Annotated in this window: 12 protein-coding genes and 1 pseudogene; 6 read left to right on the plus strand and 7 right to left on the minus strand. The window is 47.4% G+C overall.

The genetic code is table 11. The features are described 5' to 3' along the window. Window positions 1-500: 500 nt before the first annotated feature. Complete coding sequence (locus JOY44_RS06280; RefSeq protein WP_171572810.1) at window positions 501-890, plus strand: AbrB family transcriptional regulator; 390 nt, start codon at window positions 501-503, stop codon at window positions 888-890. Window positions 891-899: 9 nt separating this feature from the next. On the opposite strand, the pseudogene JOY44_RS32780 reads toward JOY44_RS06280, so the two are convergent. From JOY44_RS32780 to JOY44_RS32785, 3 genes and pseudogenes are all read right to left on the minus strand, one after another. Beyond that, window positions 900-2,014: pseudogene (locus JOY44_RS32780) on the minus strand (ISAs1 family transposase). A 376-nt stretch (window positions 2,015-2,390) separates the two neighbouring features. Beyond that, on the minus strand, window positions 2,391-4,325 hold the full coding sequence (locus JOY44_RS06295) for a chloride channel protein (protein ID WP_171572811.1): 1,935 nt from the start codon (window positions 4,323-4,325) through the stop codon (window positions 2,391-2,393). A gap of 487 nt (window positions 4,326-4,812) precedes the next feature. Then, window positions 4,813-5,403 carry a cytochrome b/b6 domain-containing protein gene (locus JOY44_RS32785; protein ID WP_171572812.1) on the minus strand — a complete coding sequence of 197 codons (591 nt, stop codon included), beginning with the start codon at window positions 5,401-5,403 and terminating at the stop codon, window positions 4,813-4,815. A gap of 409 nt (window positions 5,404-5,812) precedes the next feature. Between JOY44_RS32785 and JOY44_RS06305 the strand changes: the two genes are divergently transcribed. The 4 genes from JOY44_RS06305 (at window position 5,813) to JOY44_RS06320 (ending at window position 9,928) form a co-directional block, all read left to right on the plus strand. Further along, the gene (locus JOY44_RS06305; RefSeq protein ID WP_171572813.1) at window positions 5,813-7,189 is read left to right on the plus strand and encodes a YncE family protein; all 1,377 of its coding nucleotides are present in this window, start codon (window positions 5,813-5,815) and stop codon (window positions 7,187-7,189) included. A 28-nt stretch (window positions 7,190-7,217) separates the two neighbouring features. Continuing rightward, window positions 7,218-7,694, plus strand: a complete 477-nt coding sequence (locus JOY44_RS06310; RefSeq protein WP_171572814.1) for a DUF305 domain-containing protein — start codon at window positions 7,218-7,220, stop codon at window positions 7,692-7,694. Window positions 7,695-7,796: 102 nt separating this feature from the next. Beyond that, window positions 7,797-8,492, plus strand: a complete 696-nt coding sequence (locus JOY44_RS06315; RefSeq protein ID WP_171572815.1) for a response regulator transcription factor — start codon at window positions 7,797-7,799, stop codon at window positions 8,490-8,492. After that, complete coding sequence (locus tag JOY44_RS06320) at window positions 8,489-9,928, plus strand: sensor histidine kinase (protein WP_171572816.1); 1,440 nt, start codon at window positions 8,489-8,491, stop codon at window positions 9,926-9,928. Before JOY44_RS06315 ends, JOY44_RS06320 begins: the two co-directional genes overlap by 4 nt. On the opposite strand, the gene JOY44_RS06325 is transcribed toward JOY44_RS06320, so the two are convergent. Further along, the gene (locus JOY44_RS06325; RefSeq protein ID WP_171572817.1) at window positions 9,908-10,468 is read right to left on the minus strand and encodes a hypothetical protein; all 561 of its coding nucleotides are present in this window, start codon (window positions 10,466-10,468) and stop codon (window positions 9,908-9,910) included. The genes JOY44_RS06320 and JOY44_RS06325 overlap by 21 nt on opposite strands. 185 nt (window positions 10,469-10,653) lie before the next feature. Continuing rightward, on the minus strand, window positions 10,654-11,274 hold the full coding sequence (locus tag JOY44_RS06330) for a PEP-CTERM sorting domain-containing protein (RefSeq protein ID WP_171572818.1): 621 nt from the start codon (window positions 11,272-11,274) through the stop codon (window positions 10,654-10,656). Window positions 11,275-11,463: 189 nt separating this feature from the next. On the opposite strand from JOY44_RS06330, the gene ureG reads away from it, so the two are divergent. Next, window positions 11,464-12,075 carry an urease accessory protein UreG gene (gene ureG, locus JOY44_RS06335; protein WP_171572819.1) on the plus strand — a complete coding sequence of 204 codons (612 nt, stop codon included), beginning with the start codon at window positions 11,464-11,466 and terminating at the stop codon, window positions 12,073-12,075. A 262-nt stretch (window positions 12,076-12,337) separates the two neighbouring features. Here ureG and JOY44_RS06340 read toward each other — a convergent pair whose 3' ends face one another. Together JOY44_RS06340 and JOY44_RS06345 are read right to left on the minus strand one after the other, a co-directional pair. Next, window positions 12,338-12,919, minus strand: a complete 582-nt coding sequence (locus JOY44_RS06340; protein WP_171572820.1) for a hypothetical protein — start codon at window positions 12,917-12,919, stop codon at window positions 12,338-12,340. Window positions 12,920-13,098: 179 nt separating this feature from the next. Further along, window positions 13,099-13,953, minus strand: coding sequence for a 3'(2'),5'-bisphosphate nucleotidase CysQ (locus JOY44_RS06345; protein ID WP_171572821.1), 855 nt, complete (start codon window positions 13,951-13,953; stop codon window positions 13,099-13,101). Window positions 13,954-14,029 lie beyond the last annotated feature (76 nt).

Genomic DNA, 14,029 nt, shown 5'->3' on the forward strand with positions numbered 1-14,029 from the left:
GGATTGAGAAAAAGATTTTTTGCTCAGATACTTCATCTATCCCTTACAAACACCTTTCATCTTAACTTTAGAGAAAAAGGAGATCATTGTTAAACCGAATGATTCACCAATAAAACTAGCAGGAGGGAAATCTCTGTATCAATCTTTAATACTTTATAGGTGTTCTCAATAGGGTACACCTCTACGATTCCTAGCCTTTCGCCAATCTGCTAAATTCATCCTGTAGTATGACTTTAATAGTTTTGAGTACCAGACATTGCTGAAATATCTTTTAAGTTGTTTTCGCTTCAGCAGTGAGAGTCTATTTCAACAAATGAATTGTATTTCTAGACTATAGATCTGAAAAATCAGTACGGTTTCCATAAGCAAAAAACATGGTATCAATATAGTATGATGACGCAAGTTACTCGGAGCCAATGCAATTAAATTAAAAGCAAACGTTTTGAGCGACTGTTGCTGTCACATTTGCCTAATAATTAAGACTATTTTGCAGTATTTTAATGATTAAGAAGAAGAAAATTGAGCCTCTAACGGGTGAACCCCTACTCAAAAAGGTTAGGGAGCTAGAAACCTTTACCAAAGAAGAAAAAGCGAGAGAATGCGGGTATTACACCATCACAAAAAATGGTGTAGAACGCGTCAACATGATGAAATTCCTCAATGCTTTAATTGATGCGGAAGGGATTGAGCTAGATGGAAAGATGGGTTCAAACGGTCGGGGTGGCAGAAGTGCTAGCTATCGAATTAGCGTGCAGTCTAACGGAAACCTGTTAATTGGTGCCGCTTACACCAAACAAATGGAGCTCAACCCAGGAGATGAATTTGAAATTTCATTGGGGCGCAAACACATCCAATTGAAACAAATTGACCAATCTGAGCCAGAAGATTAAAGGCCAGGGTTATTTCATTCTAAATAGCTTCTTCAACAACTTCAGCCCATAACCTGCTTTCCGCCTTGCCTGTGCCATATTAGTTTCTCCGGCATCCCGATAGAGGTTGAGGGCTAGATTCCGGGCAGTGGCAAATAGGACAGGTAGTGCGCTGACTCGGATTCTAGAACCATCTTCGCCTTGAGTCACATCTCGCACATGATGGACTTTATTCTCAACGTGCCAGTAATCCCGTATCCGTCGCCCAAACTGTTCGACTGTTTCGTCTAACGAACTGATGTAATAACGGATTTCAGGCTTTTTAATCAAGATATATTGCCCCTTGAGGATGTGCCGATAGCTCTTGACTCGAATAATGCTTCGTAATCCTGACCATTCTTCTGCTCCGGGCAACCCATCCCAGGTCTTCCACAAGCTGACGCTTCGGCGTTCGACTCGACCATGCCCCGTTTCAACGCAATTAATATGGGATTCGGACTGAAATTGTGCCGTAATTGCAGCGTAAAAATTGCCGTGGTTTCCTTTCAATGCGCCGAGATAGTCGTTTTCAGAGTCGATGATTTGCGCAGATATTTTTTTTGAGTGTTCAAAGCGTCGAAAGCAAACACCACTCCGCGTTTTGCCAGTTGCTCTAAGATCGGCGGAATCGCTTTAATTTCATTACTTTTGCAATCCACGGGCTGGGGAGGTAGGATCAGTCCTCGTTCCACGACGTATGCCGTGACTAATTGAATCGCAGGATGAGATTCTGTCGTACTCGCGTTCGTCTCAATCTGGTAAGAACCCCGTAAGACCTTACCATCAAGAGCGATCGTTTCTCCCGCTTTCGGTTCTATTGTGAAGAACTCTGAGATACAAGCTCCGTAGGATTGATAGTCCAGCGTTAATAGCACCCGACGGATCGTACTATAGGATGGTAGTCCATGTTTCGGTGACCCAAACAGGAGAATCAGGGATTCACGGTATTCCTCTAACCAATCTCCCATCGCGATAAATCCGCCACAGCCTGCACTGATCGCTAAGGTAAACAAGGCTAAACAGACGGCATACTGATGACGGCTGCCCGCGCCTCGGCGGGGGTCGGGTAGGTGAGAAAATACTTCTACGATTGCAAGCGTACTCATCACGATCAAAGGGGGGAGAATGGACTTCCATACTCTGGACCCTATGCTCACCTACTGTCTAGAATGAAATAACCCTGGATTAAAGGCACTAACTGAAGCAACGAATCAAGTTGGAATTTTTGCGGGTATATTCCAACGCTATCAATCTGCTTTTTTTGGGTTAGCAGAGAGTTTGCGTTAGCTTTGAGGAAAGTTTAGGCAGAAAAGTTTTTTTGACCTTAGGCTAAATAGTTATTGAGTAGGTCATCATTATTATGGAATCAGTTGATTGGACAATAGTTCTTCCTGCGGGACTTGCGATCGCGATTTTTGTAGGCGGCATGTCAATGATGTTCACTGGCATCTGGACTAGCCGAAATCGCTAAAGCTAATAAAATTAAGCCGACTGCTTTAAAGCAGTTAAAGGAATGGCTTCAGATGGGGCAGCAATCTGAGCATCTGCTGGTGATACCGCTTTTGTCAGGTGAGGGTTCAATGTATTTTGGGTAATCGCAAGACTGTAAGCTAAGCGAATCTTATCCTGTTCCAGCAAGCCAACGATTTGGCGCGGAGCGTCTCGATTCACCACTGGCAACTGCCTCAATCCCCGTGTTGCCATTCGCGATTGAGCGTCTGCGATCGGTTCATCTTCATAAGCGCACAAAATTTCTTTCGTACAGATAGTCCATAGCGTCTCAACCCGAAGAGAAAAGAATTCTTGCTGATGATTCTCTGTGTTTCCCGGTTCCCACTGAGCGATCGCCCGATTAATATCTTGAAGCGTCACAATTCCAACTAATTGCTCCTGCTCATCCACAATCAGCGCACAGTGCGTTTGGTGTTGCACTAGGGCTAATCCCCCATCCAAAATTGATAACCCGCTAGAAAGCAGAAAATAATCTTGATGCATCGCTTGCCCCACCTGCAAATGCTGCATGATTTCTAGCCGTTGGTCTGACTCTTTTTCTAATTCTGCTGGTTGAATCGTTGGCAGCCTGCTGGTAATCGGTTTAAGCCATTCAACTAACCAAACGCTCAAGCCCACGGCTGCCATCAACGGCAAAATGATCCGATAGTCGCGAGTCAGTTCAAACAACAACAAAATTGCAGTCAGGGGTGCCCGCACACTCGCCGCTAAAACGGCTGCCATGCCCACCATTGCATAGGCAGGAGGAGCCGCAATATTTGCTGAAATAATCAGGGGAAACAACGCTAGAGTTTTACCATAGGCGGCTCCTAAAGAAGCCCCCAAAAACATTGCAGGCGCAAACAATCCACCGACAAACCCACTGCCCAAGCTGAGCGCTGTCATCACTAACTTGGCAATTAGCAGGGACATCAGCAACGGTAAGGAAAACTGAACATCCCGCAGCATGGCTTCAATCGTTTCATAGCCAATGCCCAAAACTTGGGGAAAGATCAGAGACACAGCACCAATGCAGACACCCCCAATCACCGGACGCAACCCAACCGGAATCTGCTCCATACTGCCGAACCCATTAATCTTTCCCTGGAAAAACCGCTGGCAAAGCTGGATTGCTTGGGTATAGGCGATGGAAACCAGACTGGCGAGTAGCCCTAATCCCAAATAAAGTGGAAGTTCTAGAGGACTGCGAACTTCATAGCTGGGTAATGTAAAAGCGGGTTGCCCTCCTAAACCAATCTGCGAGATTAAGGCAGCAACCACAGCGGAAAGTAGCACTACACTCACGGCTGAGGTGGCAAAGGTTGTGCCAAGCACGACTTCTAGTGCAAAAAAGACTCCTGCGATTGGGGCATTGAATCCAGCGGCCAATCCAGCGGCGGCTCCTGCACCGAGTAGTAGGCGCTGACGCTCTTGAGAAACTTGTAAAACTTTTCCGAGGAAAACTCCCACATTGCTACCAATTTCCACACTAGGACCTTCTGGTCCCAGAGAAGCTCCCGTTCCTAAGGACACCGAAGCAGCGATCGCCTTAATAATGCCCTTTGCCGCAGAAGCATTTGCAGCGCTTTGAGGAGATGAAATCAAGGAAGACAGTGTCGGACCAAAATCTTGCCATTGCCAACGCAGCAACCCAACCACCAATCCACCTAAAACAGGAACTAACGCCAAAGTCCATGTCCCCCAGCCAGACACTGCTCCCATGAAGTCTTCCAACATTAGAGAGTGAATCTGCCCAATTAAATAGTGAAAACTGACTACAGCAATTCCAGTACCACTTCCAATTAATAACGCTAATAATAGTACAACTGTTTCAGGGGAGGCTTGTAACCGATTGGTTAGTGGAGGCAAAGAAGACGCAAGTGGAAGAGTGGAAAGCGATGGTTTTTTGGGGGAGCTTGGTGTCATTAATGAAAATAGCGAAGCTTAGTCTAATTTTTATATCTATCTATCATTTTGAGCTATTTCGCTTAAACCCGACACTGTTTCAAGCTCTTCTTGAAGAGGGATGCTTTTTTGCTGAAACGTTGAAGAATAAAAAGAATGAGCGGTCAGCTTCTTTCAAGAGATTTCAGAAGATTATCCTTGTCTATCGCCACCTCCGAAATTAGCGGTTGCATGGCGCGTCAGACAGATGTATTGCCAAGTGGAATAAGCGCAGGCACATCATATCAGGCACCTAGGGGCAACTGTCTAAATTTTTCCAGGGCTTTGCCCAACTCAAGGCATAGGGTAACCGCAACGTCCGTCATCGGATATCGGGTTTAACAGCAGCAAGAAAATTAAGAAACATTAACCGCATTGGGTTAGTGAACCATGTAGTTTCTGTTGTGGCTCAAAATCAAATATGAACTGAGATAGCTTCGAGAACGAAAACAAGCTTGAGCAAAATAGTTTAAAGATGGATGAAAGGCAATCCTTGAAGAAGCCTTTGAAAACTAGAAAAAACCTTTTTTGCATGCTTCCAAATAAGTCTCCAGTGAGTCAGAACATGGAGCAGGATAAATGCCAGAAAAATGTAAGATGACCAGAAGTGTGAGCTTCTAGTTAACTCAATCCAGTTCTGATTGAGAGCAAAGACGGGTGGTATGTGAATGCCAAAAAAAGTAGTGTTTACACCAACAAAGTTGCGGAGTAGGAAACCACTTACCGGAGCCACCAACATAAAGAAATATAAGCTGCTGTGCAGAATAGTGGTTTGCAGCCAGGCAGGAGTAATTTTGGGCAAACGCCGCAAATACTTGCTGCTAACAACCCTCAGTAGGAGAAAGATTCTGGCAATGAGCAGCATCAGAAACAGTATCCCAAAGGATTGGTGCAGGAAAGGAATTAGCTGCACCAGGAAATGAGCTTGGAGGGGCCGAGCAACAAAAACACCCGTAATATAAAGCGATAAAACGAAAGCTGCCATAACCCAGTGCAGAAGCATTAAATGTTTAAAAGCTGAGTTTTGACGTTTTGGTTTCTCTGTAGTTGTCGTCATCATGAAGCTTACCTTCTAGAAGGGATTGCCTCTTACCTTTGTCGAAAGTCATTAAAAATTTATGAATCAGAAACTAGAATTCTTAGGTGATTGAAAAGCTGATCTGATGAAGTTTTTGTTTTTGACTTGGCAGATTCATAGATTTTTAATATCTGTGATGGATGTTGAAGAGATGCTCGTTTATGGAGCTTCAATGGACATCTAGATTGATATATGAGTTATCCCTTTTGGTCTGTTGATGAGTTTAGCGGTGGGAAGGGTGGTACTTGGAGTGGCAACAGGTTCTGCGATCGCCCAATCACTCATCTTTCAGCAGTCTGTGAAGACTAGAATTCACATCTATCTGTTTTAGCGTCCAGCCTGTTTACAATTTCAATCATCATCGCAATGAAAAGTTTCACAGGAATTCGAGATGAGCCTATCACGCCGAGAATTTCTTACAGCAGCCACTGCAGCCACTGCTCTCACGGTTACCCAATCCAGCGGTCATGCCCAAACTTTAGAGAAAAATAAATCTAACCTCAAAGATTGTGTTGTCATCTGCAATGAAGATTCCAACACCCTGTCAGTGATTGATCCACTCAATAATCGAGTTGAGACCACGATTAACCTGACCAGTTTCGATGAAGATCCACGCCCCCCGTTCCGATTTGTCACTGGCGGTGTTATGCCGACCCATGCCAGTATGGTGGTAAAACCGCTCTACCACGGTGCTATTCATATTCACGGCTCAGCACCATCGCCCGACTCGCGCTTGCTAGCGGTGACAGGTCGCGGCACTAGTAATGTTTATTTGATTGACATCGAGAAAAGACGGGTAATCGGCGGAGTATCCAATCCACAAGCAGGGCAAGCACAGAATGTGAACCCAGAACAGGTTTCTAGTGGCATTTTAATTGGACGCGAACCGCACGAGCCAACCTTTACGCGCAATGGTAAAGAACTGTGGGTCGCGATTCGGGGAGAAAATCGGATTGCTATCCTTGGGGTTCAATCTGCCCTCAATACACTCACACAAGGAATGACCGTTGGTGCTGTGCGGCAATACGTCAACAACGTCAATGGATGTGCCCAAGTGTGGTTTTCTAGAGATGGGCTGACTGCGTTCGTCACTTCGCAGAAGGCTGCACTCATTCATGTGTTTGATGTCAACCCCGATCTCAACGGTTTTAGCCAACCCAAGCTCAAAACCCAGTTAGACATCAAAGCTCAAGATCCATTTGGCTTCACGCCATTCCAAAAAACAACGCCTGATGGTAAAGAAATTTGGTTTTCCCATAAATTGGCAGATGGACTCTCCGTCCGCAGCACTCGCGATGCCTATCAACTTCTGGATCACATTCTGTTAGGCGATCGCACCCGCCCCAACCATATCGAGTTTGTTAAAAATGCGCGTGGCAAAGTCGCTTACGCCAGCTTTGCTCGCATTGACGATGGTGGACCTGGAAACATTGCGGCAAGTCAAATTGCAGTGATCGATCGCTCTGTTCCTCCTGGTCAGCGTCGAGTCATTGGTAGCTTTTTCAGTTATGGGCGAGAGGCACATGGTCTATGGACGAACCCAGAAAATACTCGGCTTTACATCGCCCACGAACAAGATGAACTTCCAGGAACACCCTCTGCCGGACAAACTGTTTGCACGGCATTTGACGTTTCTAATCCATTCAAGCCGGAGTTCATCGCCCAAATTCCCCTCGGCAACTTAGAACTACCATCTGGCAAATTGCGTAACAAGAAAAGTATCAACTTAGTTTATGTCCGCCCTAATACACCTAGCCAAACTGCCTAATGCGAGTCTTACGATCAAGAGGTCAGCCATGATCCAGCAAATCATTCTACTGATAGTCATCACAGTTCTCTTGGTGCTGAGATGTCCTTCAAGTGTGTTGGCAGAACAGTCAGAACCCTCTCATTCAAGGCACACACCTCAAATGACCGAGCGATCGAATGAAACGTCCACACCGTTTGCCAAAGCAATGAAAGCCAGCATGACACGAATGATGACGGATATGCATCAACCTGACATGTCAGGAAATCCCGATGTTGATTTCCTGGCAATGATGATTCCCCATCACACAGGAGCAGTAGAAATGGCACGGTTAGTTCTACTTTATGGGATCGATCCATTAGTGCGTCAGCTTGCCGAGGAAATGATTGCATCCCAACAGGTGGAAATCACAGCGATGCAGACCCGATTGCCAGCCCTGAAAAAGGGAGCAGACCCTGATCCAGAAGGCTTTCCGGCGATTCATGGCACTCGTGGCAAAGGAACACCCTATTCAACCCTTAAGTAAGAGAAGTTTGAGGAGCCATTGTGTTTGCCCTTTTATGCTGTCCCCGAACGTTTTCTGATTGTGCCTGTCTGCATCGACTCAACCCCTTTATGATCACAATCAATGACTACTGTGAAAACTATTTTAGTGGTCGAAGACGATCTCAGCCTGCGTGAGACGGTGCAGCTTTATATTGAGCGAGAAGGTCTGGCGTGTTTAACCGCTAGCAACGGGGCAGAGGGTGTCGCTCAGGTGCAATGCTTTCGTCCTGATCTAGTGGTGCTCGATCTGGTATTGCCGGACATTAGCGGCTTTCAAGTCTGTCAAGAAGTCCGGACACTGGGGTATTTTGTACCCATTTTAATATTGACAGCGCGGGCAGAGGAGAGCGATCGCGTGCAGGGGTTAATAATTGGGGCAGATGATTACTTGACCAAACCCTTCAGTGCCAAAGAGTTGATCGCGCGGGTCAAAGCCCTCATCCGACGGGCATACAGTCCGGGCTACCGAGACGTGCGCCAGACTCAGGGAGTTGCGATCGATCCGAACCAACGTCATGCCTATCTCAATGGTGAATTGCTGGACTTGCGCGGCAAAGAATTTGATCTGCTAGCCCAACTCGTTGATCGTCCAGGACGGGCTTACACTCGCGAACAACTGCTAGAACATGTTTGGGGACTTGACTTTGCAGGTGACACCCGCGTCGTTGACGTGTATGTTCGCAAACTGCGAGAAAAGCTTGAGTTAGATGCCTCTTGCCCAGAGTACATTCAAACTGTGTGGGGCGTGGGCTATCGTTTTCGAGGAACTGAAGGATGAGACTAAGAAGTGTCTCCAGCCGACTGACGCTAACGCTGTTGCTTGTTACCTTAGGCAGCTTGGTTGGGTTCTCATTCATCTTAGGTAAAGCTTTGGAGCAGTTTTTTGTCAAAGAAGCTGAGGTGACGTTGCGACGACAAGCTGATGCGTTGGCAACCCAGGTTCCTGCCCATTGGGACAGCGCAGCCACAATTCGCCAACTGACAGACCTGATGAGCCAACAGGCGCGATCGCAGGTGACGATTTTTAACACGGCAGCCACGACTCGGTTAACCAGTCAGGGGGTGAATCGCGGTCATGCCATTGAACTTCCCAAAAATTTTATTCTCAAAACCCTGGCAGGAGAACCGCAAGCTGGACGCTTATGGATTGCCACTGATCCTAAGAATAGCTGGTGGCTTTACAGCACCGTGCCGCTCCGTCATTCTGATCAGATTGTGGGTGCCGTGTATCTCACCATGCCGTTGCGTCGTCCTAAACGGTTTGCTGAGGAGGTACAGGGATTGGTGATGGGCACGGCGATCGCGGCGGCGACCGTCGCCGCCGCCACAGGTCTAGTTTTATCTCGCACCTTGACTCAACCGCTGCGAGCGCTACAACGCCAAGCTCAACGGCTGGAAGCTGGCGATTATCAGGCTCGGTCTGCCCTTAAAGGACAAGATGAATTAGCGCAACTGAGTCATCTGCTAGATCAGATGGCAGCCAAATTAATGGAAACTTTGTCTGCCCTGCAAGCACAGGAAACGGCGCGGCGAGAGCTGGTTGCCAATGTCTCCCATGATTTACGGACTCCCCTAGCAGTGCTGCGAGTTGAGCTAGAGGCAATTCTTGATGGGGTCGTGACTGGAGAGAAAGCGCAACTTTACTTACAACGTGCCTGCGGTGAAATAGATTACCTGACTCGTCTCGTAGGGCAATTATTGCTGCTGGCAAAAGCAGATGCGGGACAGCTTCAGATTCACCCCCAAGCTGTTTCAGCGGTGGCGATTGCCCAAGAATGCCTGTTTCGGATGCAACCTTCCGCAACCCAAGCCGGGTTGAAGCTGGAACTCTGTGCAACTTCGCCTCAGACCACCGTATGGGTTGACCCAGAATTAACCGGGCAGGTTGTGTTGAATTTACTCGACAACGCGATTAAGTATGCGCCAGAAAGCGAAGTCGTTTGCCTCAAAGTGCTGCCAACTGTGGAAACGGAGGAGCAGCAGTATGTGCCGCTGCAAATCCAAGATCAGGGAAAAGGCATTGAAGCCAGCGCACTGCAACGCTTGACGGAGCGATTCTACCGGAGTGACAACGCCCGCCCTAGAGGTGGGATGGGGTTGGGGCTGGCGATCGCCCAGCATGTTTGTCAACTTCAAGGCGGCAAGATGCACATTCAAAGCCAGTTGGGGCACGGCACGGTCGTTACCCTCCTGCTACCGATCGCCACCTGCTAGCGCCTGTCGAGACTTTTTGGCGATTTGGGCAAAATCGTAGGTGGCATAAATTTCAGTCCGAAACGCGCTCCATGCTGTTCGCTCTAATGCCACATTTACTGCCCGTAATTGCTCTGGCGGCACTGCCAAAGTCACAACCTGCCCAATTCCCATGACGACATACCATGAGACGACATCCACGCCCTCAGGTGGGAACGCTTTCAAATAATCAGACTGCTTTAGTTCTGACAAAATTTGGTCAAGAGTTTTAGATTGGTCGTGCTTCAGAAAAACTGTGAGCAGAATGGCTCCATTGGGAACCCCTGTCTCTGGATTAATGTTGATTTTTGAGGAACTTGCACTTTGAGCTTGAGCCGCGATCGGGTTGGCAGAGATTTCTGAAGGAGTCATCTGATTTTGATTCATCCTGCCTACCCTTGGAGTTGTGGTGACGGAGGATAGTTGAGGCGTGGCTTGAGCGATTGCCACCCCAATTGCTCCGATAAAAAACACAGCCAAGACGATTGAGATCAGAAAAAACCGTTGGATAATTTTGGTCATGATTGAGTAGTATTGGCTTGCAGTACCTTGCTTTGTCTATACACGCTCTAAATCTGTAATCAAAAAGGCTTTGCAATGCTGCGATCGCAGCTAGACAGGTTCACAGCCCACATAAAGATGACCCCTGCTATTTAGCAGGGGCAATCAGGCTCTTTAACAGCTTGTGATGGATCTGTTGCTAGGGCTTATGCCGACAAGCGTGTGGTATCACTAGTTAGTTTCTGTTGTTTTTCCCGTCTTCTTTTCAACATCGATCCGACTGCGCCAGTGGCTAAAAGCCCTAACATTGTGGATGGTTCAGGCACAGCAGAGGCATCGACTGGATCTTCAATCTGTCCCCGGATTTCCCCTGCCGCTCGAAAGTTTGTTCCAGGCGTATTTGAATGAACGTTGAAATAATATTGTCCATCCAAAAAGCGGTTGAACACAGCAACCGGATCAATGCCAGCAGCTACAACCTCAGTAGATGTCCAGTCCCCAACAATCTTCCCACTGGTGCTGCCCAGTGGTGGAGCATCCAAGTCATGCACAACGGGACCTGCCTGACCAGCCGGAGCCAAGTGAATATGGGCTAATGCCAGAGGTCCTGAAAGACCAGAGAATGACAGATCGTAGTTAAAAGTCCAACTAGTTGGTTCGCCATTCAGAATAGATGTTGCGAAACCCGTAGCCGGACTCGCGTTTGGCGGTACCTGCTGTGAACCGCTAAGAGGATTAGAAAAAGAGAACGTTGCCGCATTAGCTGCTACTTGAAACAGCGACGTGAACACGGTGCTGATTAATGCTACTGTCCAGAACTGGTTCATAAAAGTGTCCTAATAGAAGCTCCAAGGGTTTATTAGTTTTAAGAGCTAAGACCAGATTGAGCAAAACTCTTTAAAAATGTGTGAAAAATGAAGCGAAGTTTGGTATTCCCACGCTCACTTCCGGATTGTTACTGCTTTATTCACTGATTAGCACTAGAATTCTTTTGCAATTTAATTGGTTAAAAATATATGAGTGCCTTTCGGGTTGGCGTTGCAGGTCCAGTAGGATCAGGCAAAACAGCGTTAGTGGATGCGCTGTGTAAGGCACTACGCGATCGCTATAATCTTGCAGTGGTGACCAATGATATTTATACCCAAGAAGATGCCCAATACTTAGTACGAAGTCAAGCGTTGAGCCGCGATCGCATTTTAGGCGTGGAAACAGGAGGCTGTCCGCACACGGCAATTCGAGAAGATGCATCTATGAACCTTGCCGCGATCGAAGATCTGGAACAACGCTTTCTAGACTTAGATCTCGTCTTTGTGGAGAGTGGGGGCGACAACTTAGCCGCGACCTTTAGCCCAGAGCTAGTAGACCTAACTCTCTATGTGATTGATGTAGCAGGGGGTGACAAAATTCCGCGCAAAGGCGGACCCGGCATTACTAAATCTGACTTGTTAGTAATTAACAAAATCGACTTAGCGCCCTACGTTGGAGCAGATTTGGATGTGATGGAGCAAGATACTAAGAAAATGCGCGGTGAAAAGCCGTTTGTTTTTACGAACCTTAAAACATTGGCTGGACTATCCGCGATCGTGGAATTTATTCAGTTTCAAGGTAATTTCGGTGTTCGTTCCTGACAAAAATAACCACAAAACAATTTTGCATATCAAAACATATGCTAAAGCGCTTCAAGGCCACCGCACTTATAGCCATCGTCCGCAGAACCGAGGGGAGAATCAAACCATCAAAATGATAGTTAGTTTCTGGTCAAAGTCATTTGAGAGTATTACAGCAGTTCTGTTGTATTTGAATGGGGTGCTGTGATAACAGTCTGACTGCTATGACGCTAAAAACCTATAAAAAAGGTTGCCCTGCGATCAGGTATTGCAATTAGAATTTTTACCAAACCTGGCTAACGGGCAAGAAGGGTGCGATCGCATCCAAACCCCATGCCATTAGTGCGCCGCCCAAAAAGCTGAGGAGATGCCCCCTCCATCCGGGAGAATTTGCTAGAGGCACCATGCCCCAAAGCATTTTGCTACAGATAAAGCCCACTAGAATAGTCATCAAAATTGCAATGATGCCGCCTTCAAAGTAGCCACGCAGCAGCAAAAATCCTAAATAGCTGAACAGAATACTATTTGCCCCGAAATATTTTGCGCTTTTGGAAAAAAGTAAACCATTGAAGCAATCGATCAAAAGTGCGCCCAGGGTGACGATGACCCAATCACGAGTTCCCCGCAGCAAAAGCAGACCGCCTAAAACAAGAAAGGATTCAGCATTTTCGATCAGGTAGCGATAAGGCTGGTTGATAGATTTCTCTATCGGTGGACTCCACAAACTAGGCAATGTGTGCAGGCTAAAGCCCCACTGATGTATTTTTTTGCCAAACAGGCAGGTGATCGCGATCGCGCCTAGCCAAACATACACAATCATGTCTGCCACACTTTTGATCTGCGCAACCCATTCAGTCAGGGTCATTTGCATTTAACCCTACGGATGGATAAATAAAGTAATGCCGCATTATGCTCGAAATGCTCCCAGCGCACTGGTTCTACTGTGCTACAAATTCTAATCTTTTCTCAGGTATCCGGCGACAAACCTTTCAAACTGAGATGTTTACGCAGTCAGTTGGTTGGCAATGGTTTCCTCGCTGCTACTCACGCCCCATTGATCGCAGTCAAAATGCGAGTTGCTTCAGCGCAAAGAGTGTCATGACGGTTTCCGTTGCTGGCAAGCAAGCCGCCCCACTGAGTTACATCTTCACGGTTATAGAGTAGGGGCGTGCCGTCAAAGTGGGTAAATTTACCGCCTGCTTCAGTCAAAATCAGTTCTGGAGCAGCAAGATCCCAATCTTTGGGGGCAGAAGAACCAGAGAGGGAAAGATACACATCGGCCTGCTGGTCAACAATCGCGGCGATTTTGCCGCCCAAACTGCCCACAGATTTCTGCGTTTGGCAAGGAAACTGTTGCATCAATTGGTTAAAGCGATCGCTGCGGTGGCTGCGGCTTGTCACCACAATCAACTGGTCGAATTGGCTACGTTGAGAAACTCGCACCGGGGCGATCGTGCCATCTTTGTGTTCTACAAACGTGCCGCTGCCGAAAGCTGCAAAGTAGAGCCGACCTGCTGCGGGGCAAGCAACCACAGCCAGCACCGGGCGATGATCGTGCACCAGCGCAATGTGAACCGCGAATTCTCCCGTTTTTTGAATGTATTCCTTAGTGCCATCTAGCGGGTCAATGATCCAAACAAAAGCTTTTTCCAAGCGATCGCTCGCAGGCTGAAGCTTATAAGTCTCCTCTGTTAGATACCCAAAATCCTCAGTGCCCAAACTGGCGTGGAGATTGCTCAAGATGTAGTCATTCGCAGCACCATCTGCAATGGTGACGGGACCATCCGCCAAATCCTGAACCTTAAGGTCTGATTGTTGAGTTGCCAGCAACACATCCCCTGCACCCCAGCCAACGGCACGGGCGATCGCCAGCAGCTCCTGCAAATTCCCGTCTATCATCGCGCCTGCTCCGTGTTTGCTGCAATTACCCTATCATCACGAGGTCGAAGGTGCGAGTGCGAGACGAGGAGGTGCA

Origin of the sequence: Leptolyngbya sp. Cla-17, assembly GCF_016807185.1 — a bacterium.
GTDB lineage: Bacteria > Cyanobacteriota > Cyanobacteriia > Leptolyngbyales > Leptolyngbyaceae > ULC077BIN1.

Coding starts and splice junctions, on each gene's coding strand:
- JOY44_RS06280 (WP_171572810.1), top strand. CDS start 501: ATGATTAAGAAGAAGAAAATTGAGCCTCTAACGGGTGAACCCCTACTC.
- JOY44_RS06295 (WP_171572811.1), bottom strand. CDS start 4,325: ATGACACCAAGCTCCCCCAAAAAACCATCGCTTTCCACTCTTCCACTT.
- JOY44_RS32785 (WP_171572812.1), bottom strand. CDS start 5,403: ATGATGACGACAACTACAGAGAAACCAAAACGTCAAAACTCAGCTTTT.
- JOY44_RS06305 (WP_171572813.1), top strand. CDS start 5,813: ATGAGCCTATCACGCCGAGAATTTCTTACAGCAGCCACTGCAGCCACT.
- JOY44_RS06310 (WP_171572814.1), top strand. CDS start 7,218: ATGATCCAGCAAATCATTCTACTGATAGTCATCACAGTTCTCTTGGTG.
- JOY44_RS06315 (WP_171572815.1), top strand. CDS start 7,797: ATGACTACTGTGAAAACTATTTTAGTGGTCGAAGACGATCTCAGCCTG.
- JOY44_RS06320 (WP_171572816.1), top strand. CDS start 8,489: ATGAGACTAAGAAGTGTCTCCAGCCGACTGACGCTAACGCTGTTGCTT.
- JOY44_RS06325 (WP_171572817.1), bottom strand. CDS start 10,468: ATGACCAAAATTATCCAACGGTTTTTTCTGATCTCAATCGTCTTGGCT.
- JOY44_RS06330 (WP_171572818.1), bottom strand. CDS start 11,274: ATGAACCAGTTCTGGACAGTAGCATTAATCAGCACCGTGTTCACGTCG.
- ureG (WP_171572819.1), top strand. CDS start 11,464: ATGAGTGCCTTTCGGGTTGGCGTTGCAGGTCCAGTAGGATCAGGCAAA.
- JOY44_RS06340 (WP_171572820.1), bottom strand. CDS start 12,919: ATGACCCTGACTGAATGGGTTGCGCAGATCAAAAGTGTGGCAGACATG.
- JOY44_RS06345 (WP_171572821.1), bottom strand. CDS start 13,953: ATGATAGACGGGAATTTGCAGGAGCTGCTGGCGATCGCCCGTGCCGTT.